This window comes from Nocardia sp. CA-145437, from assembly GCF_050956485.1.
GTDB lineage: Bacteria > Actinomycetota > Actinomycetes > Mycobacteriales > Mycobacteriaceae > Nocardia.
The window spans coordinates 4,590,471-4,614,676 of sequence record NZ_CP191204.1; the positions used below are offsets into that span (position 1 = coordinate 4,590,471).

Below are 24,206 nucleotides of genomic sequence, written 5' to 3' on the forward strand. Positions count from 1 at the left end.
GGCGCGCAGGATGGAGGCGGTTCGCGGCGGCGCGGCCGGTTCCCGGACGGTGAAAGGTGAGGATCGGTGCAGGACAGGCGGCTGATCGGCGCCGGCCCGGCCCCTCTAGACTGCCGAACGGGGAGGTCGGTTTGCTGAGGTTCTCGGTACTGGGCGAGGTCCGCGCATGGCGCGGGGACACGCCCCTGGATCTGGGCCCGCCACAACGGCGGGCGGTGCTCGCCGCACTGTTGCTGCGCGAGGGCAAGGCGGTCACGGCCGCCGAACTCGTCGAGGGCATCTGGGGCGAGGACCCGGTGCTGCGCGCCGTCCCCGCGCTGCGCACCCATGTCGCCAAACTCCGCCGCGAACTCGAACCCGACCGCGCCAATCGCGGACCCTCCAGCCTGCTGGTCTCCGTCGGCGACGGCTACGTGCTGCGACTACCGCCCGGCCGCACCGACATTCACGACGTCGCGGGCCAGGTCGCGGCCGCCGAACGACTGCGGCACGACGACCCCGACAGCGCCCGCGGCACCCTCGATTCGGCGCTGTCCCGCTGGCAGGGGGCGGCGCTGGGCGGACTGCCCGGCCCCTACGCCGAACGCCAGCGCGCCCGCCTCGAGCAGTGGCGGCTGTCCATTCTCGAGGACCGGCTCGCCCTCGACATCGAAACCGGCCGCAGCGCCGAGGCCGTCGCCGAACTGGGCCCGCTCATCGAGGAACATCCACTGCGGGAACGCTTCCGCGCGCTGCTCATGACCGCGCTCTACCACTGCGGCCGCCAGGCCGAGGCGCTCGACGAATACGGCCGCGCCCGCCGCGCCCTGGTCGACGGCGTCGGCGTGGAACCCGGTCCGGAACTGAGCGAGGTGCACGCCCGCATCCTGCGCGCCGACCTGCCGAGCGTCGCGCGCCCCGCCCCCACCCGGCTCGCCCCGGCCCAATTGCCGCCCGACATCGCCGATTTCACCGGCCGCTCCCGGGTGGCCGAGCAGATCGCGGCCCAGCTCACCGGCGGCGGACCGGCGGTGGCCATCTCCGCGGTCGGCGGCATGGGCGGGGTCGGCAAGACCACCCTGGCCCTGCACATCGCCCACCAGGTGCGCGACCGGTTCCCCGACGGCCAGCTGTATGTGAACCTGCGCGGCGTGGACCCCGACCCGCTGCCCACCGGCGACGCCCTGGGCGGTTTCCTGCGCGGCCTCGGGGTCGCCGAGGGCGATATCCCGGCGGGCGTCGACGACCGGGCCGCGCACCTGCGGACCCTGTTGAGCGACAAGCGGATTCTCATGGTCCTCGACAATGTCCGCGACGCCGCCCAGGTGTCGCCGCTGCTGCCCGGCACGCCCGGCACCGCGGTCCTGATCACCAGCCGCTCCGCGCTCACCGAACTGCCCGCGGTCCGCCGCACCCGCCTCGACGTCCTCGAACCCGCCGAGGCCATGACCCTGCTGACCCGCATCCTCGGGGCCGAACGCGTTGCCGCCGAACAGGATGCGGCGTTCGCGGTGATCGAGCAGTGCGCGTGCCTGCCGCTGGCGGTGCGGATCGTCGGCGCGCGGCTGGCGGTGCGCCCGCAGTGGACCATCGCCTCCCTGGTCGCGCGGCTGGCCGACGAGAACCAGCGGCTGGAGGTGCTGCAGACCGGCGACCTCACCCTGGAGGCCGCCTTCCGGCTGGGCTACGGCCAGCTGAACACCGAGCAGGCCAGAGCTTTCCGCACCCTCGCCCGCGCTGATGTGCCCGACTTCCCGGTGGATGGCGCCGCCGCGCTGCTGGGCGTCCCGGTGCCCCAGGCCGAGCTGGTGTGCGAATCCCTGGTGGATCTGAGTCTGCTGGAGACGCCCGCGCCCGGCCGCTACCGTTTCCACGACCTGCTGCGCCTGTTCGCCGCACGCCTGGCGGGAACCAACGCGAGCCATGACGCCGGTGAGAGCGAGGCCAAGATCGTGGCCCGCCTGCTGGACTACTACCTGGCCAGCACCAAGAACCTGCTCGGCGCACTGGATTACAGCAACACCACCCTGCTGCTGGTGCCCACCACCGTCCCCGGCCATACCTTCGCCGGCGGCGCGGAAGGCCAGTCCTGGAACGATATCGAGCGCCCGGTGATCATCGCCCTGCACCGGCAGGCGGCCCGGCTGGGCGGCCGGGCGGTGGCGCTGGCCGCGGATCTGGCCTGGGTGATGGCCGAGCTGATGGACACCGGCAGCCGTGCCCGCGAACTCGCCGACGGTCTGAAAGCCCTGCTGGACACCGCGATCCGGGACGGCGACCACGCCAGCGCCCGGCGGCTGCGAGTGGCGCTGGGGGCCATGATGCAGATCGGGCTCGGCGAGGTCGAGGCCAGTCTCGAATTCCTGCAACCCATCTCGCAGCCCGCCGACGACGCAGAGCGGCGGTTGCAGGTGCTGGCCGAGATCCTGCTCGGGGTGGCGGATCGGCGCGTCGGCAACACCAAGGATTCGCACCGGCACTACGCCAATGCCATCGCCTGGACCCGGGCCCTCGACGACCGCTCGCTGGAAGCCTGGATTCTGGCGCTGGCCACCCGCACCCTGTGCGAATCCGGGCAGTACGCCGAGGCGGTGGCGGTGGCCGAGCGGGCCATCGCGCTGGCCCAGGAGTCGTCCAACGCGGTCGCGCTGGGCTGGGCCACCCACGAATTGGCGGCCACCCGGTCCATGCTCGGCGACCACGAGCTCGCGCTCGAGCTGGCGGCCGAGGCGGTGCGCATGACCCACCGCAACGGTGTGCGGCTGTGGGAAGGCTGGGCCCGCACCCGGCTGGCCCAGATCCACCTGCGCGCCGGGCACGATGCCGCCGCGGAATCCGAGGCGACCCAGGCCCTGCGGCTGCTGAGCAAGGCCGCCGACCCGCTGGACCGGGCCCGCGCCCTGTTCCTGCGCGCCACCGCCCGCGTCGGCGACGCCGAGTCCGCCGCCCGCGAGCACGCCGACGCCGCCGAGATCTTCCGTCGTGCCGGACTGCCCGCCCCGACGCCCGCGACCCTGTTCTCACCAGGCCCGGATCAGCCATAGAGAACGTTTATTCGCTTTTTATCGGCCCGTGGGAACCTGCATCCACGCGGGCGCCCCGGAGCTGCAACCTCCGGGGTTCCCGCGCGCGATGAGGTCATGGCCGCATGCGTCACGAGGGGTGCGCATTCGGTTCATGCGGGTCGGACGGCCGTCGCCCACCGCGGCGACGGCTCCACCGCACCACCCGCGATCACACCGGGGCATCCAGGGCCAGACCGAGGCCGCGCAGGTGCGCTGTGGCCGTCCCCGATTCGAACTCGGCTCGTTTGGCGGCCGTGAAGTAGCGCTGCATCGGATAGTCGAGGTAGATGCCGGTACTGGCGTGCACGTGGACGGCGGTGTGCGCGACGCGGTGACCGGCCTCGGACGCCCAGAACTTCGCCACGTCGATCTCGGATTCCGCGGCCAGGCCGTGCGATTCCCGCCAAGCGGCCTGCCACAGGGTCAGGCGTACCGCCTCGACATCGATGTAGGCGTCGGCCAGGCGCTGACGCACGGCCTGGAACGCGCCGATCGGCTTGTCGAATTGCTTTCTGGTGCGGGCGTATTCGGCCGTCATCTCCAGCGCCCGTTCGAGGACGCCCAACTGGTGGGCGCAGACGGCCACGGCCGCGCGGCGCCGGGCCCACGCGGGCGCTTCGGGCGCCGAGATCGCGGCGGCCCGCGGGATCAGGACAGCATCCAGTTCCAGCAGGGCCGCGTCGGTGCCGTTCACCGCGTGCTGCCGGGTGACCGTGACGCCCTCGGCCTCCCGATCCACCAGCAGTAGAACCGAGTTCGCCCCGGCGCGAGCCTCGACCAGGTACCCGTCGGCGAAGGCTCCCGCCGCGACCACCGACTGCGAACCCCGGACCCGCCAGCTCTTCTCGTCCCGCTCGGCCTCGAAGGACGCGAAGTCGCGTGCGAGTGCGGGCGCCAGTGTGCTCTCACCCCGCAGCATCGGCCGCAGCCAGCGCCGCACCTGCGCGTCGTCGCCGAATTCGGCCAGCACCGCCGCGACCACGGCGATGCTCGTGGCATACGGCGCGGGGGCGACGGTCCGGCCGATCTCGATCAGCACGCCGCACTGTTCGAGCAGCCCGTACCCGCCGCCGCCCACCGGCTCGGGCAGCGCCGCCTCCAGCAGTCCCGCACGGGCCATCGCGCCCCACAGCCGCGCGTCGAACCCGGTGTCGTCCGGGCGGGGATGCCGTCCGGCCCAGTCGGTGAGCAGCTCGCGGGCCAGTCCCGACAGATCCCGCTGCGCCTCGGTGTATTCGAAATCCATTGTCCTGCTCCTTTGTTCGGGTCAGCGGGTGACGGGCAGCCCGAGGGCGTTCTTGGCGATGATGTCGCGCTGCACCTCGTTGATCCCGCCGCCGAAGGTCAGGATGAGCGCGGAGCGATGGAACCGTTCGAGCCGTCCGAGCAGCAGCGCGCCCGGGGAGTCCGCGCGCAGCACGGCAGCGGCCCCGAGCACCTCCATGAGCAGCCGGTAGCCCTCGATGGCGAATTCGGTGCCGAACACCTTGGTGGCCGAGGCGTCCGCCGGGCCGAGTTCACCGCGATCGGCGGCCCACGCGGTCCGCCAGTTCCGCAGCTTCAGGTACTCGATGTTGGCGTGCACGCGAGCCAGGTGCAGGCGCACCCATTCGGCGTCCATGACCCGGGTACCGTCCGGCAGCGTGGTGGCGCGCGCCCACGCGACGACCTGGCGCAGTGACTCCTCCAGCGGCGCGGCCGAGGCCAGCGCCACCCGTTCGTGATTGAGCTGATCGGTGATCAGCGCCCAGCCGCGGTTCTCGCCGTGCACCAGGTTCGCGGCGGGCACCCGCACGTCGGAGTAGTAGGTCGCGCTGGTTCCGACACCGGCCATGGTGTGCACCTTCGTCCACGAGAACCCTTGCGCCGTGGTCGGAACGATGAAGACCGACAGCCCGGCATGCTTGCCCGCCGCCGGATCGGTGCGCGCGGCCAGCCAGATGTAGTCGGCGTATTCGATGAGGCTGGTCCACATCTTCTCGCCATCGACCACCCACTCGTCGCCGTCGCGCACCGCTCGGGTGCGCAGCGACGCCAGGTCGGTGCCCGCGTTCGGCTCCGAATAGCCGATGGAGAAGTGCAGTTCGCCCCGCGCGATCCGCGGCAGGAACCAGGCCTTCTGCTCCTCGGTGCCGTAGCGCATGATGGTCGGCCCGACGGTGTTCACGGTGAGGTACGGCAGCGGCACGCCCGCGGCCGCGGCCTCGTCCAGGAAGATCAACTGGTCGAGCATCGAACGTCCCTGTCCGCCATGCTCTTCCGGCCATCCCAGCACCAGCCAGCCGTCCGCGCCCAGCCGGCGCACCACCTCCTTGTAGACGGTTCCGTCGCCGTGCTCCCCGCCCGGCCCCGACCGCAGCGCCGCCCGCACGTCGGGGGTGGCGAGGTCGGCGAAATACTCGCGCAGCCGCTTGCGCAGGCGGTGCTGTTCGTCGCTCAAACTGATGTGCATAAATGGAAGGTAGGAATCGGCCGGGCCGGATCCGCCCCGCTGGCAGGAAGCTGCCAGATTCCGGGGAAACCGCCGGTCACCTGCCAGGATCGGGGAAGTGATGCAGCGACAGCCGACCGGCGCGACCGGGCACCTGGCCACCGGGATCGTCCGGTTCAGCCAGGACGGGCATTGGGACCAGGACGTCCACCACCTGCTCCGCTACGCCCGGCGTGAGGCGGTGGTGGCGGTCTCCAACCCCACCCACTCCACCGATCACCTCCGCCTGGGTCAGGTGGTCGTCGACGACCTGCTGGCCGCGGGCAAGGAGGTCCGGCTCCTCTACTCCCCCGACTATCTGGAGATCCGGGACCACCAACCCCTGCTGCGGCAATCCTCGCTCGGGGCGCAGATCCGCGTCACCGACAACGACTTCCACAACGTCCTGATCCTCGATCGCACCGTCGCGGTGCTGTGGAGCGGCGCCGGAGCCGACCACCCCTACGCCTACCTGGTCCGCGAACCGGCCCTGCTCCGCGCCCTGCACCAATTCGCCCTGCTCAGCTGGCAATCCGGCCACGGCCTCGCCGGCCGCGGCCCCACCGACCCCATCGAACTGAGCCCCACCGCCCGCGCGGTCCTCAACACCCTCAACCTGGGCCTCATCGACGAGACAGCCGCCCGCCGCCTCGACATGTCCCTGCGCACCTACCGCCGCCACATCGCCGGCCTCATGACCCGCCTCGACGTCCGCAGCCGCTTTCAGATCGGCGTGCGCGCCGCCCAACTCGGCCTCCTCGACGAACCTCCGGAGTAGTTCTCACACCGTCTGGCACCCCCACGGGTGGCAGCGCGACGCCGAACGCCTTTGCCGGTGGTGTCACCCCCGCGCGCTGCACCTGACTGGGGCTTCTCCGCAGGTTGTCCTGGGGCACCGGGTCATTCGATATTGCTTGGCATGAACGTGGTGGCGGCGCTCAAGCTCAATATGACCAATGTCGACGACCCTCGGGCCGGGAATCACGAGCGGTATCGCGCCGCACTCGAGATGGCCGAGTACGCCGAGCGGGTCGGGTTCGCGGTGGTGAATGTCGAGGAGCACCACGGGTCGGGCACCGGGTGGCTGCCCGCGCCGCTGCTGATGGCGGCGGCGGTGGCGGCCCGTACCGAGCGGATCCGGATCAGCATCGGGGCGTTGATCGTGCCGCTGTACGACCCGGTGCGTCTGGCCGAGGATCTGGCGGTGCTCGACAATCTGGCGGGCGGGCGGCTCACCGTTCTCGCCGCGATCGGGTACCGGCCGTCCGAATACGCCGCGCTCGGAAGGGATTTCACGCGGCGCGGCACGCTCATGGACGAGGCGCTGGAGATCATGCTCGCGGCCTGGCGGGACGAGCCGGTGCGGCGAGGCGGGCAGTCCTTCGAGGTCACGCCCAAACCGTTCAGCAAGCCGCATCCGCAGCTGCTGGTCGCCGGAATGAGCCCGGCGACCGCGCGGCGGGCCGCGCGCTTCGGGCTCGGGCTGGCCCTGCCGTTGCCCGCGCCGGAGGTGGAAGAACTCTACGAGCGGGAGCTGATCCGCTGCGGCACAAGCGGTTACATCCACAAACCCGAGCCCGACAGCCGCCACACCCTGCTGCACGAGGATCCGGATCGGGCCTGGCACGACTTCGCCCCGCACATTCTCACCGAGATCCGCGAGTACGCGTCGTGGGGGCGCGAGGGCATTCACCGCCCGCACGACGCCGTGCCGGATTCGGTCGAGTCCCTGCGCGCCCACGGCTATCTGGAGATCCTCACCCCGGCGCAGCTGCGCGACCAGATCGCGGCCGGGCGCACCGAGATCCTGATGAACCCGCTGATCGGCGGCCTGCCGATCGAGGCGGGCTGGGACAGCCTGCGACTGCTCGGCGAGGACGTGCTGTCCCTCACCACCGTTCGATGACCCGACAACCGGCAAGAGGAAATTCATGACAGATCTGCGCCCCGGGCGGCTGACGGCCGCCGCCAGGAAATTCCTGACCTGGGACGAGAATCCCGCCGTCTTCGGCGTCACCATCCCCTGCCCGGTCCCGGTCGGCATGGGCCTCGAGGACGCGCGGAAGCTGATCAACACCCTGATCGACACCCACGAATCGCTGCGCAGCCGATACAGCTACGGCGAGAACGCGTCCTGCGAGATCGAGCCCGAGTCCGGCGGCGTCATCGACCCCGGCCGCGTCGACGTGCGGACCATCGACATCGAGCACCTCGACGCCGAGGCGCTCACGACCCTGATCCAGGAGCAGTCCGCCGCGGCCAATCTCCGGCTGGACCCGACCGCCGGGAAGATCGTCACCGCGGTACTGCTCACCCGCTCCTTCGACGTGAGCATCCTGCTGTTCACCGCCCACCACATCGCCATCGACGGCATCTCCATGTGGGTCCTGTGGGAGGACATCGCCACCTACGCCCGGCAATGGGAGGCGGGCGAGGAGATCGCGCTACCGCCGGAACCGATCACCGGATCGGAGTGGGCGGAATTCCTCGACGAGTACGCGAAGACCCGGGTCGGCGAACGCGACTACTGGCTGGCCGCCTCGGATATCGAACCGACCACCCTGGACCGGCCCGCCACCCCGAAATCGGCGCACTTCGACGGCGTCATCGACGGCGCGCTGGCACAGCGGCTGCTGGTCGAACTGCCCGCGGCGCTCGGGGCCAGCTACACCCGGATCCTGCTCGTCACACTGGGTTTGGCCATCGAGGACGCGACCGGCGTGGCCCGGCCCATCACCGTGCAGAAGCACGGCCGCTACAGCCGCTTGCGGCCGGGCACCGACCTGTCGCGCACGGTGGCCTGGATCTCCGACGACTACCCGTGGCTGTTGCGCCCCGCCACCGGCACCCTCGGTGACCGGCTGCACGATGCCCTCGACGGATATCCCACGCACCCGGAGGATTTCACGCTGCTGCGCTGGCATCATCCCGAAAGCTGGTCGCATTTCCTGACTTTCAACTCGCCGAAGTTCTATTTCAACTTCCTCGGCGACGTGGGCGTGTGGATTCCCGACGCGCATTCGCGGGAGCAGGCCCGGCTCAAGATGTTCGACATGAGCCTGTTCCTGGGCACCAGCAAGCCCGAAGGCGTCGAGCAGGTGCACTATTCGGTGCACTCCCCCGACGGCGGGATCGGCGCGGACCGGATGCGGGCCATCGTCACCCGCTGGCTCACCATTATCGAGAGTGTGGAGGTCCGATGAGCAGGATCATTCTGGTCGGCATCGGCAGTCGCGGCGATATCGCGCCGTTGACCGGGCTGGGCGTGGGGCTGCGCGACGCGGGCCACGAGGTGGTGGTGGCCGCGCACACCCTGTTCGCGGAGCAGATCACCGGATGCGGGCTCGAATTTCGGGAGATGACCCACGATATCGACATCGACATGACCGATCCCGATGTCAATCGGCTCTCCGCGGGATGGAAGTTCTCCTCCCCCAAGGGAGTTCGCAGCCTGGGTCTGGGCATGATCCGCGCGCTGATCGACGAGCCCGCCGATGTCCTGCTGCTGCCGCCCCCCACGGAGTACGCGGGCCTGGCATTGGCCGAGGCCAAGGGCATCCCTTCGATCGGGCTGCGATTCCAGCCGTTGTCCGCCACCGCCGAGCACGCGCCGTCCGCGTACGGCGCTCACGATTTCGGCGCGCGCGGCAACCGGCTGGCCGCCGATTTCGGCGCCTGGTTCAACGACCGCTTCTACGCGAGCACCGTCGCTTTCTTCCGCCGCGAACTCGGGCTGCCCCCGATCTCGGTGTACGACCTGCGCCGGGCTCGGACCGCGGCGGGCTGGCCGATGCTCAACGGCTACTCCCCCAGTGTCGTTCCACGCCCGGCCGATTGGCGGCCGGGTCTGGAGGTCACCGGCTACTGGTGGCCGCCGCGCCCCGACGGCTGGGAACCGCCCGCCGAACTGACCGACTTCCTGGCCGCCGGCCCGCCGCCGGTGTTCATCGGTTTCGGCAGCATGGCCGACAGCACGGAAGGCACCGCCCGCACCGGCCGGATCATCGCCGCGGCCCTGCGCCGGGCGGGTGTGCGCGGCGTCGTGCAGAGCGGCTGGCTCAATCTCGACGTCAGCGGCGACGATGTGCTGACCATCGGTGAGGCCCCGCACGATTGGCTGTTCCCGCGCATGGCGGCGGTGGTCCACCACTGCGGCGCGGGCACCACCGCCGCGGGCCTGCGCGCCGGCGTCCCGGCCATCGGCGCGCCCGTCTACGCCGATCAGCCGTTCTGGGCGCAGCGCCTCATCGATCTCGGCGTGAGCCCGGCGACCATCCCGTACTCGAAGATGTCCGAGGACCTGCTCACCGACGCCCTCCGCCGCGCCACCACCGATACCGCGCTGCGCGACAATGCGACCCGGCTGGCCGCCCGGATCGCCGCCGAGGACGGGGTCGGCCAGGCCGTGAAGGCCATCGAGGCACACCTGGGCGCGCTGCGGAAGGGGTGACGTTGTAACTCGCCCCGCCCGGTCCACCCGCCTCCGCCGGGTCCAGCGGCCCGACTGTGGTTAGATAGCGCGCAGTTTCGCCTGGTAGTTGCTGTGCATCGAACCCTATTGGCTGCTATTCAGCGGTGGAGGCGGGCCTCTTGAGCGTGCTGCGCGGACATAAACTGCTCTACTCGAATCTGGCTCTGATCCTGCTACTCGCGGTCGGAGCCGGATATCTGTTGATCACTGTGGCGCGGGTGCAGAGACCGGGCAACACCTACTCGGTCATCGTGCAACTGGATCGCTCCGGCGGTTTGCAGGCCGGTAACGATGTGACCTGGCGCGGGTTCCGGGTCGGCTCGGTCCGATCGGTCGACATCATCGACGGCGGGGCCGGGATCGCGGCGACGGCCGACATCGAGAAGAAGTACCGGATTCCGGCCGACACCGAGATCGCGGTGGCGGCGCTGTCCGCCGCGGGCGAGCAGTACATCGATTTCCGGCCGCACACCGACGCGCCGCCGTTCCTGCACGACGGGCAGGTGGTGCGGTTCGACCCGAGCAAGATCAGCACCCCGACGCCGGTGTGGCAGACGCTGACCAACAGCAACGAGCTCATCGCCTCGATCGATCCGGACAAGATCGGGGTGATCCTCGATCAAATGGACATCGCGCTCGGCGGCGGACCCGATCAACTGCGCGGGCTCATCGAGGGATTGAGCGTGGCCACCACCGGATTGGACAACCGGCTCCCGCAGACCGTCAGCCTGCTGCAGAATCTGCAGGTCATCGCGGGAACCACCTCGCACGCCCAGCCGGATCTGGCCACGGTGACCCGCAATTCGTCGATCCTGGTCGAACAGGCCCGCGCCGCCGACGGCGAACTGCGCGGACTGCTCGATCGCGCGCCCGAGCAGATCGCCGTCCTGGACGGCACCCTGGACCGGAACATGGATCCGATCCAGAGCCTGGCCACCACCATGCGGGCCATCGTGCAAGCCGCGCTGCTGCGGCTGCCCGCGGTGCGGGCGCTGTTCCCGGCCCTCGTCATCGGCACCTCCGCCATGGGCGTGCCCGCGCACGACGGCGAGTTCTACACCATCCTCGACATCTGGAGCCGGCCGTGGTGCCAGTACCCGGTGCCGGCGCTGGCGGCGACCATCGCCACCGACCGCACCTTCGGACGCTGGAACTACTGCAACAATCCGCCCGACGACCAGCAGATTCGCGGATCCGCCAACGCGCCACGCCCGAACATTCCCAATAATGGCGCGCACCGGCCGACCGGCGTCGACCCGCAGGAACGCACGCTGCCCCCGGTCAAATGAACCCGCCGCCACACCCGGGAGCGGGGCGGATTCGGCGCGCCGTGCATTTCGAACGGGCGTGTCGGCGCGCCTGATGCGGTTTGTCCCGCCAATCGCTCTCGGCACCAGTCAGAATGATCTACCGGTACCCCTTGGTCCCGTGCTTGTGTCAACGGAAGAGTCCCTTCGCCCTGGCAGGCGAGTTCGAACAGGGCGGTGGGCAAGGCTAGGAGAGGGTCGAACGCGATGAGCAGCAGAAGTTCCCTCGGTTTGGCGGCGCGATCGGCGGTCTTCGCCGGTGTGGCGGCCGCAGGACTCGCGGCGGCGCCCGCGCAGGCCGAACCATTGTGGCCCGGTGGACCGGACGTGCCCGGTATTCCGGCGATCATCCCCGGCATCGCCCCCGGCGATGTCAACGCGCCCTGCGCGACGGCCGGCGCGCGCGCCTGCCTCAAGCTCAGCACCAACGAGGCGTGGCTGATGGACAACGGCAAGGTCATCTTCGGCCCGACCCCCATCTCCCACGGCATGCCCGGCTACGAGACTCCGCCGGGCGTCTTCCACGTCGCCTTCAAGAAGCCTTTCCACTGGAGCACCATGCACAACGCCCCCATGGAGTACGCGGTCTTCTTCAACGGCGACATCGCCTTCCACATCGGACCGGTCGACAAGAAGTCGCACGGCTGTATCCGGATGACCCCGGACGGCGCGCGGGAGTTCTTCAACTACCTGAACCCCGGCGACATCGTGGAAGTGGTTCCGTAGCAACACCTTCCGGTGGCACATCGGCGCGGGACCTCCCGCGCCGGTGTGCCACCGTTCTTTTCGGGCGAGGAATCAGGCGGCGCAGTTGTGGTACGCCGTGATCAGCCAGCGGTTCTCCCGGCGGACCAGGGTCCAGGTCGCGAGCACCCAGCGGTCGGCCGGGGTCTCGGTCTCACCGGCCATGAGAATGGCGGCGCGGCTGACCACCACGGCGGTGTCCGGGGCCGGGAACCGCACCTGCTGGGGTTCGTCCAGGACGCTGGAACCGCGCAGCGGGCCCGCGAATCCGGCGGCCATGCCGTCCCGGACCGCCGCGCGGCCGCTGCGGAACACGCCGGGCAGGATCGAGGTGGCGTCGGGGTCGTAGTCGGCGACGAACGTGTCGGCGTCATTGGCGGCCCAGGCGATGTAGAGGTCCTTCAGGACGGTCAGGACGGCGTCGCGGTCGGTGGTCTCGCGGACGGCGGTGTCGGTCATGGTTACTCCTCGGTCGGCGGCCGCCCGGTGTGGCGGCTCACGAGTACCTACCGGCGAGGCGCGCCCGATTCATCGCTCGCGGTGTAGAAAGTTCGGCAGGGCCCTGTTTCGACCGGTGGGGGCCGGGTTTCGAGGAGTGAGAGCATGGCGGACGCCGACTTCGCGGCGCGCACCGACCGATATCGGCGCGAATTGCTGGCCCATTGCTACCGCATGCTCGGGTCGGTGCAGGACGCCGAGGATCTGGTGCAGGAAACCTATCTGCGGGCCTGGCGCTCCCGCGACAGCTACGACGAGACCCGGGCCGGGATGCGGACCTGGCTGTACCGGATCGCCACCAATGCCTGTCTGACCGCGCTCGAACAGCGTGGGCGGCGGCCCATGCCGTCGGGGCTCGGGCACGCACCGGGCGACGATCCGCGCGAGGAGCTCGTGCATGGCGGGGAAATCCCGTGGCTGCAACCGATTCCGGATGTCCTGCTCGGCGATCCCTCCGATGCCGCCGTGGCGCAGGGCAGTCTGCGGCTCGCCCTGGTCGCCGCCATGCAGCAGTTGCCCGCGCGTCAGCGGGCGGTGCTGGTGCTGCGCGAGGTGCTCGACTGGCCCGCCGCCGACGTGGCGCAGGCTCTCGACATGACCCCGGCGGCCGTGAACAGCGCGTTGCAGCGGGCGCGGAAAACTCTCGGCCAGAACGGTATTCGCGAGGACGAGGTGACCGAGCGGGCCGAGCAGCGCGCCGTGGTGGACACCTACGTCACCGCCTTCCGCAATGCCGACCTGAGCGCCCTGGAGAAGCTGCTGTCCCACGACGTGATCATGGAAATGCCGCCCATGCTCAATTGGTACCTGGGCCGCGCGGCCTATGTCGGGTTCATGGCGCGGGTGTTCGAGTGGAAGGGCTCCGATTGGCGGCTGGAGCCGGTGTGGGCCAACGGCCAGCCCGGCCTGGCGGCCTATTCCCGCGACGGCGACGGGTACGAGCGGCACACCCTGCAGGTCTTCACCGTGCGCGACGGTCTCATCACCAATCTGATCGTCTACCAGCTCGACGAGATCTTCGACCTGTTCGGCATGCCGCCCCGGCTGACCTGAGGCTCAGTCGTTGTCACCCGCGGTCAGCAGGCCGTGCTCGTGCGCGAAGGCGGCGGCCTCGGTCCGGCTGGCGACGCCCAGCTTGGCGAGAATCCGCGAGACGTGCACCCCGGCGGTATTGGCGCTGATGAACAATTCCGCCGCCAGCGCGCGATTGCTCAGGCCCTTGGCAACCAGGCGCAGGACGTCGAGTTCACGTGCGGTCAGGCCGTGGCGCCCGGACATGGTGCCGCGCTTGGCTTTCGGGGCGCGCTCGGCGGATCCGTCGAGCGGGAGGCGGGCTCGCTCGGCCACCGCTGTGGCCGCAGTGGCCAGCGGGACCGCGCCCAGCGCGGCGGCGATGTCGAGCGACTCCCGCAGCGCCGACGCCGCCTCGATCCGATTGCCTTCGGCCGCTGCCGCTTCCGCGAGACCCAGCAGGGCGATGGCCACATCGTAGGGCCGTCCGACGCCGCGCCACGCCGCGACGGCCTCCGACCAGCGGGCCGCGGTGCCCGCCAGGTGCGCGGTGAACGCGGCACGCTGGGCGGCGTCCACCGGCGACGCTGTCGGGAGCGTGTCTCCCAGCGCGAGCAGTTCCGGTGGCGCTCCGGTGATTCGGGCGCCGAGCACCACCAGCGGCCACGCCTCGTGCGGATGCGCGAACAGCGTCCCGACCCCGTCGCCGCCTTCGAGTACCCGGATCAACTCCATCGCCGCCGCGCCCTCGTCGTCTCCCACCAATGCCAGTGTGGAGTTCAAAGCCGCCAGTTCGAGTCGATACTGCGCCGCCCACCGACTGTCCCCCAGCAGCCGCGCGGCGGTGACGGCCCCTTCCCGAGCCGCCACGAAATCCCCGGTGGCCAAGGAGATCCGCCCGAAGCACACCAGCAACGCCGCCCTGCTCAACGGCGGCAACTGCGCGAGCTGCGTCTCGTCGACCACCGCCCGCGCCTCGTCCCACCGCCCCAGGGCCGCCAGCGCCTGCCCCCACTTCACGAACAGAATCGGCGCCGACTCCGCGAACCGGAACGACTCGTGCGCCGCCCGCAACCCCTGCCGCACCGCGGCGATGGCCGCCTCGTACCGCCCCGCCCCCACCAGCACCGCCGACTCCCAGGTGGCCACATCCACCACGATCCGCGCATCCCCCGCGAGCGCCGCCGCCCGATGCGCCCGCGCGAAATGCTCCAGCGCCCAATCGGTGTCACTGGCCGCGCCGGCCTTACCGTCATCGGTCGTGTCGGCCGCCAGGGAGCCCCCGGCGGCCGCAGCCCCCGCCAGGCCCAGGTGCGCGTGCGCCCGCGCCACCAAGGCGTCCGCGCCGAGCCGCCGCGCGATGGCCAGGGCCTCGCGGGCGTGGGCCGCCGACCCGGCCGCGTCGCCTTGGAACACCCGGGCGGCAGCCGATTGCACCAACGCCTCGGCTCTCTCGAGACTGTCCGGGGTCTCGGCCATGAGCGACAGCGCCCGCTCGAGGTCCGCTCCCGGCCCGGTCCCGGTGGTCGCACGCAGGTAGGCGCGCCGCCGGTACATCCGGGCCGAGCGCTCGGAATCGACACCGGCATAGTCGATTTCGCCGACCGCGCTCGCGACGGTCCCGCCATCCAGGGGCAGCGGCGGACGCTCGCCGACCGCGTCGTCGTCCTGGCTCCATACCGGCAGCGTGGCGGGTGCGGCGGCGGCCGCGGGGGCGAGGAGGGCCAGGGCCGCGTCGGCGGCGGCGATGCCGCGTTCGGTGGCTCCGCAGGCGACGGCGACGTCGACGATCTGTTCCAGGACGGACAGTTTGGTGGTGGGGAGGATCTCGGTGGGGGCGGGGACGCGGTCCCAGAGGGCGAGGATTTGTTCGAGGAGGCGGAGGCGTTCGGGGTGGGTGGCGGGGACTCCGGCGATGGCGGACCAGTAGGCGCGCAGCGCCCGGTCGAGGTCTCCGGCGGCGCGGGCGTGGCGGGCGAGTTCGGCGTGGGATTCGGAGTCGAGGGTGTCGCCGCGGGCGTGCAGGGCCGCGGCGGCGCGGGTGTGCAGGCGGGTGCGCTCGATGGGGAGCAGGTGGTCGTAGATGGCCTGGCGGATGAGGCCGTGGCGGAATTCGTAGCCGGTGTCGGTGGTGAGCAGCAGGTGGCGGTCGACGAGTTCGCGCAGGGCGCCGGGTAGTTCGTCCGGGGGTAGGTCGACCGTCGCGGCGAGGAGGTCGTGGTGGATCGGGGAGCCGAGGACTGCGGCGGGGGCGACGACGGCGAGCGCCTGCGCGGACAGACCGGTCTGGAATCCGAGCAGCAGGTCGGCGAGATCGGCGGGGAGTTCGTCGGGGCACTGGCCCAGCGCCTCCACGAACAGCGGGTTGCCGCCGCTGCGGTCGAAAACCTTGGCGATGAGCTCGGTTCCGGGTTCACGCCCGAGCAGGGCGGCGAGCTGGCGGCCGACCTCGTGCCGGGTCAGCGGATGCAGTTCCAGGACGTGCACGCCGGGGTTGCGGCGCAGTTCGGCGACCAGTCCGCGCAGCGGCCCCGCCTCACCCGGCCGGTAGGTGCCCACCAGCAGCGCATTGGCGTCGGCGAGATTGGCGGCCAGAAAGGTGAGCAGCTCCCGGCTGGCGTCGTCGGCCCAGTGCAGGTCCTCGAGCACCAGCACGACGGGCCGGGCCATCGCCAATTGCTCCAGCAGTGTGAGGATTTCACCGAACAGCCGGATCCGATCGGCCTCGGGCGCCGCGCCGCCGGTGTGGACGGCCAGCTGCGGCAGCCAGTTGGCGAGCGCCGGATGCGACGGCAGCAGCGTCGCCACCGCCTCACCGCCGAGTCGTTTGACGAGTCCGCGCAGCACGGTCAGGAACGGCGCGTAGGCGACACCCGCGGCGCCGAGTTCGGGACATCGGCCGAGCAATACCAGCGCGTCGCCGCCGAGTCGCTCGGTGAACTCCGCGACCAGCCGGGATTTCCCGATCCCGGCCTCGCCCGCGATGAGCACGGTCTGCGTGCCGGCATCACCAACCGCCTCGACCACCGCGGACACCTCCGCGGCCCGACCGACCAGGACACTGCTGCCGGGGAAACTCACCACGCCACGATCATGCCGCACCTTCGCATTTCGCCCAGCCCGGACACAAAATAACGAATTGTCGTGATGTGGCCACCCGGTCTTTATCGGAAAACTCGATGGCATGAGCGACACCGAGAACCGCGCCATCCACCCCTTCGTCATCGACATCCCGCAAGCCGACCTCGACGACCTGCGCGACCGCCTGACCCGCACCCGCTGGATCGACGAGATCCCCGGCATCGGCTGGGAGCGCGGCGTGCCCACCGCCTACCTGCGCGAGCTCGCCGCCTACTGGGCCGAGAAGTTCGATTGGCGCGCGGTCGAGACCGCACTCAACGCGCACCCGCAATTCACCACCACGATCGACGGCCAGCGCCTGCACTTCCTGCACATCCGCTCGGCCCGCCCGGACGCGACCCCGCTGCTGCTGATCCACGGCTGGCCGGGCACGCCCGCCGACTTCCTGGACCTGATCGGCCCGCTGACCGATCCGGCCGCCCACGGAGACCCCGACGCCCCGGCTTTCCACCTGGTCATCCCGACCCTGCCCGGTCACGGCTTCTCCGGCCCGCTCACCGAAACCGGCTGGCACGACGGCAGAGTCGCCGCCGCCCTGGCCGAGCTGATGGCGCGCCTCGGCTACGACCGTTACGGCGTGCAGGGCGGTGACCACGGCGCGTTCGTGGCCCCGCGCCTGGCCCGCGAGCACGCCGGCCAGGTGATCGGTGTGCACGTGAACGCCCTGGTCACCTTCCCGACCGGTGATCCGGCCGATATGGCCGCGCTCAGCGAGGCCGACCGGAAGCGGCTGGCGGGCATGAAGCGCTTCCAGGACGACGGCTCGGCGTACATGAACCTGGCCGGTTCCCGCCCGCACACGCTGGCGCAGCTGCTGGCGGATTCGCCCGCGGGACAGCTGGGCTGGATCGTGGAGAAGTACCAGGAGTGGACCGACGAGCGTCACGAGTTGCCCGAGCAGGCCATCGACCGCGACCGGATCCTGACCACGGTGGCCGTCTACTGGCTCACCGACACCGCGCGCAGCGTCGCCGACTACTACTTCGAGCGCTTTCACGACCACACCATGTTCATGCCCAAGCCGAAGGGCACGGTGCCGACCGGTGTCGCGGTGTTCGCCAACGGCGACTACGCGATTCGCCGATTCGCGGAGCAGGCTCACCATGTCGTGCACTGGTCGGAGTTCTACTCCGGTGGCCACTTTCCCGCGCTCGAGGTGCCCGACCTGCTCGCGGGTGACATCCGAGCCTTCTTCGCGGGCCTGACCAGCTGAACCAGCGGCGGCCAGACATCCTCGGCCCCACCGCCGCCCCGATGACCGCACTGTCGCCCCAACGCGCAGTGCGGTATTCGCCGTTGTGAGGAGCGGTCACGCATATTGCCGCGAAACGTGACCCCGGCTACAGTTACGGTCCAGTAGGAACGCCAGCGTTCCCAGACTGCTGTGGAGGCAACGCGCATGATCAAGGCAACGCAACCCCTCACGGCGGCACCGATTTCCGGACCTCTGCGCGATGCGCGCGGTCTCTCGGCCGCCCTCGTCGCACATTTCGCCGAACACGTGGCCCGCTGCGGCACCCTGCCCGGGGACGCGCTGCGCGGCGAGGTCACCACCGTCACCCGCACCTGCCTGGAACTGGCCGCCGGCGTCCTCGAGGGCCGGGACGTGAGCGCCAAGATCGAACGGCTGCAACGCGCGGGCGCGGACTGGGCGCGCGAGGGCATTCCGATCGGCACCATCCACCGGGCGGTGCACGACGGCTTCGCCCTGGGCTTCGATCTCATCGTCGACGCCACCGGCCCCGAGGACTACGCCCGGCTCGCCGTGACCGCGCGCCGCCTGTTCGAGGTGCTGGCCATGGTGGATTCGACCTTCGCGGTGGCCTATGTGCGCGAGCACCGCGCGGTGGTGGCCGAACACCACACGGCGGTGCACACCGTGGCCTCGGCACTGCTGGCCGGGCATCCCGCCTCGACCATGGCCCGCGCGGGCGGGATCGAGATCGACGAGTCGTATCACGTGCTGGCCCTGAGCATTCCGCCGCATCCGGGGGAATCCGACACCCGCGTGGACGGCGAGGTGGTGGCGCGGCGCAAGCTGCGGCGCATCCAGTCCGAGTTGGCCCGCCGCGGCGACGGCCGGGCGCTGTCGCTGCTGAGCGCCGACGGCGGCACCGTGCTGCTGCCCGCCACCGCCGCGACCGGGGACGAACTGGCCGACCTGATCTCCGGATTGTCCACGGCCGCACAGGTTCCGGTGACCGCCACGGTGATCCACGCGGAGACGCCGCGCATTCCCGAGGCCGCCGAGCAGGCGCACGAACTGCTCGACATGGTGCACCGCCTGGAATGCGTACCCGGCCTGCACCGCTTCGACGACCTGGCCATGGAATACCAGCTGACCCGCCCCGGCCCGGCCCGCGAATATCTCGGCACCCTGCTCGATCCGCTGGACGCGCATCCCGAACTGCTGGAAACCTTGCGCCGCCATATCGGCAACGACCTGAGTCGACGGCATACGGCGCGCTTGCTGGGCGTGCACACCAATACCGTCGACAATCGGCTCAAGCGGATCGGGCAGCTGACCGGATTCGATCCGGCGCAGCCGTCGGGGCTGTGGTATCTGCGGTCGGCGCTGGTGGCGCGCAGTTACCGGAAGTCCGATCGGGTGCGGATCGGGCGGCCCGACACCATGGTCGCGACCAGTGCCGCCAAGTGACCGTGCTCGCGCACGGCGCGCCGGGAGGCGGCGACCGACCACACGGTACGCACCTCGGACGGCGGTAGCGGGCGATCGGCGAGGCGATCGGCCAGCCAGTCCACCATCACGGGAATGGAGATGAACTGCAACGGCAGATGCGTGCTGAGCCGGTCGCGCAGGTAGCGCACGTGAGCGCCGCGCTCGTGGTAGCGCCGCACGTGGGCGTCGACGTCGGCGACCGCGATCACCTCGTCGTTGACACCCTGCACGACCAGCAACGGCATGGCGGGAGCCTCGGCGCCGGGGCGGATGTCGTCGAGGACGGCCCGCATCTCGGGGCGGGTCAGCAGCGCGCCGAGCCCACCGCGAATGTGCCGGTTGGCGTTTCGCCCGGCGTAACGGGCCAGCAGCGGGAAGGTGGCGATGGATTCCGCGTTGTCGAGCAGCCGCAGGTACTCCTGCGACACCAGGCCGCGCACGCAGCCGTCGAGTTCCGGGTAGGCGCGGCGCAGACCGGAGGTGAACACCATGGCGAACCCCGCGAAGGGTGAGCCGTTCAGCCGGACGAACGCCTCGGCGGGATCGCCCACCGGTGACCCCGCGACCGCGCCGACGATGTCGAGTTCGGGCGCGTAGCTCGCCGCCAGCTCCGCCGCCCACACGGTGGCCAGTCCGCCACCGGAGTAGCCCCACAACCCGATTCGGGTCCGGGGAGACAGCCCGAGCGGCTCGAAGCGCAGGGCCGCGCGCAGGCCGTCGAGCGCGCGGTGGCCCGGCTCGCGGGCCGCGCCGAAGTGGCCGTTGAGGCCCTCATGGTCGGGCACCGACACCGCCCACCCCCGGGCCAGGGCGGCGGCGATGAGCGGGAACTCCACCTGCGGGATCGCCCCGAGCGCGCGGGCGCCGTGCCGTAAAGCGTAGGAGGGGAAGCATTTCGGGGCGACCGCGTCGATGGCGCACTGGAACGACACCAGCGGCCGCTCCACGGCCGGGTCGGCGTCCCAGGGCAGCAGGACCGTGGTGACCGTCGCCTCGGGCGCACCGTCGAGATCGGTGCTGCGGTAGAGCAGTTGCCAGGCTCGCACGCGCTGCGGAATGCGTCCGAACAGGGCCAGCCGCACGGGCCGCGACCTCAGGATGGTGCCCGGCGCGACGGACGCCGGGTCGATCGGCGATCGATAGAACGGATCCTCCCCCGGTAGCAGCGGTCTTCCGCCGACCACCTCCGGTTCTGTTGTGACACTGCTCGTTTCGATCGCATCGCCGATCGTCATCGTCGTCCTTTCCGTACCGCAGCGGCTAGATGTGGCCGCTGCCGCCGATCATCCAGGGGTTGAAGGTGCAGACCAGGGCCGGGTGCGCGACCGGGTCGAGGGCGCGCAGGGCGATCGAGGCCGCCCGCGGCGAGTACATGACGGTCAGGTGGTCGGACACGTCCTCGGGGCAATCCTGTTGCAGCGTGATGTTTTCCACGCTCGCGTCGGGGCCGGGGGTGAGGAAGGTCCACTCGTAGGGGTTGGAGATCTCGTCGTGGCGGGTGCCGACGGCGGTGTATTCGACCCCGGGCACGGTGTCGCCGTCGGCAGTGAGCCTGGCGTAGAACGGCGAGCCGACGACCTGCTCGGTATTGGCCTGGCCGATCAACGGCTGATAGAAGCCGAGAATGTTCACCCCGAGGTTGGTGATCACCCGGCCCAGCGTGGCGATGCCGAGCAGCGAGGTGCCGTGGCTGGTCGCGCCGAAGCTGACGACCTTGCGTACCTTGCCCTGCCCGCCTTCGAATTTCAGGTACTGGCTGGTGACCGGCCCGCCCTGGGAGTGCGCGATCACGTCGACCGCGGGCGCGCCGGTGGCGGCCAGGACGCGATCCACGAACCCCGCGAGCTGCTTCGCCGAATCCCCCATCGGCCCGACGCCGAAGCGGCCCGGCAGGATCGGCCCGATGCCGCCGCCCCCCAGGGGTGTCTCCCGGCCGAAGTTGAAGGCGAAGACACAGAATCCGGCCCGCGCGACCTGCGGCGACAGGAACGCGAAGCTGTCGTAGGTATTGAGCCAGGTGCCGTGCACCAGCACCACCGGCCGTGGATGTTCGGCGCTCGGCTTGCAGTTCCAGTCGTTGGCGCCCGGCGGCGCGGCGTCCGGGTGGGTCAGCCCGTAGGCGAAAGCGCCCAGAAAGGCCGACATCTCCGGACCCACGCCCACGGTGTCGGTGGCGGTGCTGACCACCGCCGAGCCCGAGGAGCTGCCCGCATCGGGCGCGGCCTCGGGTTCGGAGCTGGCCACGCCGGTGGCGAAGGCCACGGCGAACGCGGTGACGGTGGCGAACACGGCGCTGCCGCGGGTACGGATGGTCGGTCTCATGAACTCTCCCCTACGGTTCTGCGAACCCGACCGAACGCGTCGAATTCCCTTGCGACCGTAAGAGCGGGCCACCGCCCGTGTCACCGGCGTTGTGCCAGGTGACAGCGTGTGCGGTCCGGACCGCCCGGGGATTGTGGCGGGGAACAGCGGTCAGGACGCGGGGGTGCTCGCGATGGTGACGGCGGTGCGGGTGAACAGCGGCACCAGTTCCGGCAGCGCCTGCGCGCCCTTGGTGTGCAGGCAGGCGCGCACCCGGTCGTCGATCCCGCCGAGCAGCATGTCCACCATCTCCCGATCCGGTTCGGCCACCAGATCGCCGTCGCGCACCCCGACCTGCGCCACCGCCATGATGTAGTCGGCGAATCGGTCGTGCACGCGCAGCCGGTGGGCCACCAGACCCGGTCCGGCGGCGAGGGTTTCGACATACAGCGCGCGGGCCGCGCCGGGCTGGACGGCGAGGAAGCCGAGATAGATCTCGAAGGAGATCCGCACCCGGTCCGCGAAGGTCACGCCTTCGAGCCCGGTGACGGTGTCCTTCAGTTGTTCCAGCGCGGCCCCGACCGCGAGATCGTAGGCGGCGGCGAAACATTCGTCCTTGCCGCCGAAGACGGAGTAGAAGGTGCGGCGCGCCACCTGCGCGCGGGTCACGATATCGGCGACGGTGGTGGCCGCGAAGCCGAGCTCTCCCACCGCTTCCAGGACGGCGGTGCACAAGCGCTGGTATTGCGAGGCCTCCACCTGCTCGCGGGTCAGCCCGTGCCGGCCACGCGGCAAGGGTCCCGGTTCACCGATGGTTTCCACACTCACGTCCCCAGGATAGGTTTCCACGTCACCGAGCGACTAACGGTCCGGCCGATACCACAGTGGTTCGTCCATGATTCCCTGTCGGACGAGGGGGCACGCATGGGGCCCAGGGTATAGGTACCGACTGGTCTTGATTGTTTGTCGAGGTGGACGGGCTCACCCGGCCCGGCCTGCGCGCCACTCCCGGTAGGCGAGCCGGGAGCACACCGCGCACGGTCGGTAACCGGCCGCGATGGCGGTCGGCTCGTCGGCGAAGAACACGCGATGGGATACGTAGCCGCCGCGGGCCAGGGCGCGCAGGGCGGCCGGACAGTCGAGGCGGCCGTAGATCTTCAAGCGGCGATGGCCACCGAGGACGCCGGGCGTGCGGCTGCGGTACGGGCGGCCGTCCACCCCGAGCAGGATGTACTCCCTGTCACGCACGATCTCCCTGTCACGCACGGTCTCACTGTCGCGCTCGGTCTCGCGCATGGTCAGGCGTCGTGAAAGACGAGGCCGAGGGTGCGTCGCCGCCCCGATCGGACCAGGCTCACGCCGTGTCGCATGGGCGCGGCCGACCAGCCTCGGGTGCTACGGACCGGACGGTCGCGGGTGGTGAAGACGAGACCGTGCCCCTGCGGCAAGGCCATCGCCGCGCCGCGCGATTGGGCGCGGGGCCGCTGCTCGACCATGAGGAACTCGCCGCCGGTGTAGTCCACGCCGGGGACATCCAGCCCGATCACGACCTGGAGTGGAAACACCATGTCCCCGAACAGGTCCCGGTGCAGGGCATTCCAGTCGCCGGGTCCGTAGCGCAGCAGGATCTGCGAACCCTTCGTCTGCCCGGCCCGCTGACACTGGGCGATCCAGTCCTCGAGCCGGTCCGGCCAGGTGCCGGGCCGTGCCAGCCGGGCGGCCCAGTCCCGGGCGATGGGTAGCAGCATCGGATAGAGGGCGGCCCGCAATGCCGCCACGGGCTCGGGCAGGTCGTGGGTGAAATAGCGGTACTCGCCGGAGCCGAACCGGTGCCGGGCCATGTCGACCGTCGACCGGAAGTGGTCCTCCACGTCGTACAGTGCCGCGAGCGTGCGGCATTCGCCGGCGGTGAGCAGTGGCCCGGTGAGCGCGTGCCCGTACGCGTCGAGCTCACCGGCCAGGGCCGCCCAGTCCTGATCGGCGACCCCGGCCGCGGCGCCCCCGATGACGGCGGTCATCATGCGGCCCGCTCGAGCTCCAGCAGCAGCTGCTTGCGTTCGATGCCCCCGGCGTAGCCGGTCAGCGACCCGTCGGCCCCGATCACGCGGTGGCAGGGACGCACGATGAGCAGCGGGTTCGCGCCGATGGCCGAGCCCACCGCGCGCACCGCCGCCCGGGGCGCGCCGATCCGGTTCGCGATCTCCCCGTAGGTGACGGTGACGCCATACGGGATCTGGTCGAGGGCCTGCCACACCCGGCGCTGGAAATCGGTGCCGCGGCCGCCCATCCGGAGGTCGAAACTGTCCCGCTCCCCGGCGAAATAGGCGGTCAGCTGCTCGACGACGTCGGCGAAGGCGTCCGCATCGGCCTCCCAGTCGCCTTCCACCAGAAGGCTTTTACTGCCCGCCATCGACACCGCGGTCAGTTCCACCCCGTTCCCGCGCCGCTCGCCGGCGAGCAGCAGCTCGCCGACCGGGCTGGCCATTGTCGTGTACACGCTCATCGCTTCCTCCTGCGTCGTCTCGTTCGCTTCCGTCCC

Annotated in this window: 19 protein-coding genes and 1 pseudogene; 10 read left to right on the forward strand and 10 right to left on the reverse strand. The window is 70.8% G+C overall.

What is annotated here, in order from left to right; genetic code table 11:
- Window positions 1-131: 131 nt before the first annotated feature.
- The gene (locus tag ACQPYY_RS21385; RefSeq protein ID WP_433590729.1) at window positions 132-3,023 is read left to right on the forward strand and encodes a BTAD domain-containing putative transcriptional regulator; all 2,892 of its coding nucleotides are present in this window, start codon (window positions 132-134) and stop codon (window positions 3,021-3,023) included.
- A 190-nt stretch (window positions 3,024-3,213) separates the two neighbouring features.
- On the opposite strand, the gene ACQPYY_RS21390 is transcribed toward ACQPYY_RS21385, so the two are convergent.
- Window positions 3,214-4,290: an acyl-CoA dehydrogenase family protein gene (locus ACQPYY_RS21390; protein WP_433590730.1), complete on the reverse strand. Its 1,077-nt coding sequence runs from the start codon at window positions 4,288-4,290 to the stop codon at window positions 3,214-3,216.
- Window positions 4,291-4,311: 21 nt separating this feature from the next.
- Complete coding sequence (locus ACQPYY_RS21395; RefSeq protein ID WP_433590731.1) at window positions 4,312-5,496, reverse strand: acyl-CoA dehydrogenase family protein; 1,185 nt, start codon at window positions 5,494-5,496, stop codon at window positions 4,312-4,314.
- 100 nt (window positions 5,497-5,596) lie between these two features.
- Here ACQPYY_RS21395 and ACQPYY_RS21400 point away from each other — a divergent pair, with 100 nt between their 5' ends.
- From ACQPYY_RS21400 to ACQPYY_RS21425, 6 genes are all read left to right on the forward strand, one after another.
- Window positions 5,597-6,292: a hypothetical protein gene (locus tag ACQPYY_RS21400; protein WP_433590732.1), complete on the forward strand. Its 696-nt coding sequence runs from the start codon at window positions 5,597-5,599 to the stop codon at window positions 6,290-6,292.
- A gap of 141 nt (window positions 6,293-6,433) precedes the next feature.
- Entirely contained in the window at window positions 6,434-7,420 is a 987-nt protein-coding gene (locus tag ACQPYY_RS21405; protein ID WP_379104511.1) for an LLM class flavin-dependent oxidoreductase, read from the forward strand.
- Between the two features lie 25 nt (window positions 7,421-7,445).
- Window positions 7,446-8,717 (forward strand): condensation domain-containing protein, encoded by a 1,272-nt coding sequence (locus ACQPYY_RS21410; RefSeq protein ID WP_433590733.1) that lies wholly within the window; start codon window positions 7,446-7,448, stop codon window positions 8,715-8,717.
- On the forward strand, window positions 8,714-9,964 hold the full coding sequence (locus ACQPYY_RS21415) for a glycosyltransferase (protein WP_433590734.1): 1,251 nt from the start codon (window positions 8,714-8,716) through the stop codon (window positions 9,962-9,964). The genes ACQPYY_RS21410 and ACQPYY_RS21415 overlap by 4 nt, the downstream gene beginning before the upstream one ends.
- A gap of 146 nt (window positions 9,965-10,110) precedes the next feature.
- A complete protein-coding gene (locus tag ACQPYY_RS21420) occupies window positions 10,111-11,274 on the forward strand; it encodes an MlaD family protein (RefSeq protein WP_433594696.1) in 1,164 nt (387 codons plus the stop codon).
- Window positions 11,275-11,499: 225 nt separating this feature from the next.
- The gene (locus ACQPYY_RS21425) at window positions 11,500-12,018 is read left to right on the forward strand and encodes a L,D-transpeptidase (RefSeq protein ID WP_357084405.1); all 519 of its coding nucleotides are present in this window, start codon (window positions 11,500-11,502) and stop codon (window positions 12,016-12,018) included.
- Window positions 12,019-12,090: 72 nt separating this feature from the next.
- Here ACQPYY_RS21425 and ACQPYY_RS21430 read toward each other — a convergent pair whose 3' ends face one another.
- On the reverse strand, window positions 12,091-12,495 hold the full coding sequence (locus ACQPYY_RS21430) for an SgcJ/EcaC family oxidoreductase (protein ID WP_433590735.1): 405 nt from the start codon (window positions 12,493-12,495) through the stop codon (window positions 12,091-12,093).
- A gap of 141 nt (window positions 12,496-12,636) precedes the next feature.
- Here ACQPYY_RS21430 and ACQPYY_RS21435 point away from each other — a divergent pair.
- Window positions 12,637-13,587, forward strand: a pseudogene (locus ACQPYY_RS21435) (sigma-70 family RNA polymerase sigma factor); the annotation flags it as partial.
- A gap of 3 nt (window positions 13,588-13,590) precedes the next feature.
- Here ACQPYY_RS21435 and ACQPYY_RS21440 read toward each other — a convergent pair.
- Window positions 13,591-16,629: a helix-turn-helix transcriptional regulator gene (locus ACQPYY_RS21440; protein WP_433590736.1), complete on the reverse strand. Its 3,039-nt coding sequence runs from the start codon at window positions 16,627-16,629 to the stop codon at window positions 13,591-13,593.
- A 100-nt stretch (window positions 16,630-16,729) separates the two neighbouring features.
- Here ACQPYY_RS21440 and ACQPYY_RS21445 point away from each other — a divergent pair, with 100 nt between their 5' ends.
- The gene (locus tag ACQPYY_RS21445) at window positions 16,730-17,899 is read left to right on the forward strand and encodes an epoxide hydrolase family protein (protein ID WP_433590737.1); all 1,170 of its coding nucleotides are present in this window, start codon (window positions 16,730-16,732) and stop codon (window positions 17,897-17,899) included.
- 186 nt (window positions 17,900-18,085) lie between these two features.
- Entirely contained in the window at window positions 18,086-19,345 is a 1,260-nt protein-coding gene (locus ACQPYY_RS21450) for a PucR family transcriptional regulator (protein WP_357277976.1), read from the forward strand.
- Here the strand turns inward: ACQPYY_RS21450 and ACQPYY_RS21455 are convergent.
- The 6 genes from ACQPYY_RS21455 to ACQPYY_RS21480 form a co-directional block, all read right to left on the reverse strand.
- The gene (locus tag ACQPYY_RS21455; protein WP_433590738.1) at window positions 19,276-20,601 is read right to left on the reverse strand and encodes a lipase family protein; all 1,326 of its coding nucleotides are present in this window, start codon (window positions 20,599-20,601) and stop codon (window positions 19,276-19,278) included. The two genes, ACQPYY_RS21450 and ACQPYY_RS21455, sit on opposite strands and share 70 nt — an antisense overlap.
- Window positions 20,602-20,626: 25 nt before the next feature.
- Window positions 20,627-21,688 (reverse strand): esterase/lipase family protein, encoded by a 1,062-nt coding sequence (locus ACQPYY_RS21460; RefSeq protein ID WP_433590739.1) that lies wholly within the window; start codon window positions 21,686-21,688, stop codon window positions 20,627-20,629.
- A 150-nt stretch (window positions 21,689-21,838) separates the two neighbouring features.
- Window positions 21,839-22,495, reverse strand: coding sequence for a TetR/AcrR family transcriptional regulator (locus tag ACQPYY_RS21465; RefSeq protein ID WP_379104532.1), 657 nt, complete (start codon window positions 22,493-22,495; stop codon window positions 21,839-21,841).
- Window positions 22,496-22,648: 153 nt separating this feature from the next.
- Window positions 22,649-22,933, reverse strand: a complete 285-nt coding sequence (locus ACQPYY_RS21470; RefSeq protein WP_433590740.1) for an Ada metal-binding domain-containing protein — start codon at window positions 22,931-22,933, stop codon at window positions 22,649-22,651.
- A gap of 32 nt (window positions 22,934-22,965) precedes the next feature.
- Window positions 22,966-23,688 carry a 2OG-Fe(II) oxygenase gene (locus tag ACQPYY_RS21475; protein ID WP_433590741.1) on the reverse strand — a complete coding sequence of 241 codons (723 nt, stop codon included), beginning with the start codon at window positions 23,686-23,688 and terminating at the stop codon, window positions 22,966-22,968.
- Entirely contained in the window at window positions 23,685-24,170 is a 486-nt protein-coding gene (locus ACQPYY_RS21480) for a methylated-DNA--[protein]-cysteine S-methyltransferase (protein WP_433590742.1), read from the reverse strand. The genes ACQPYY_RS21475 and ACQPYY_RS21480 overlap by 4 nt, the downstream gene beginning before the upstream one ends.
- Between the last annotated feature and the right edge of the window lie 36 nt (window positions 24,171-24,206).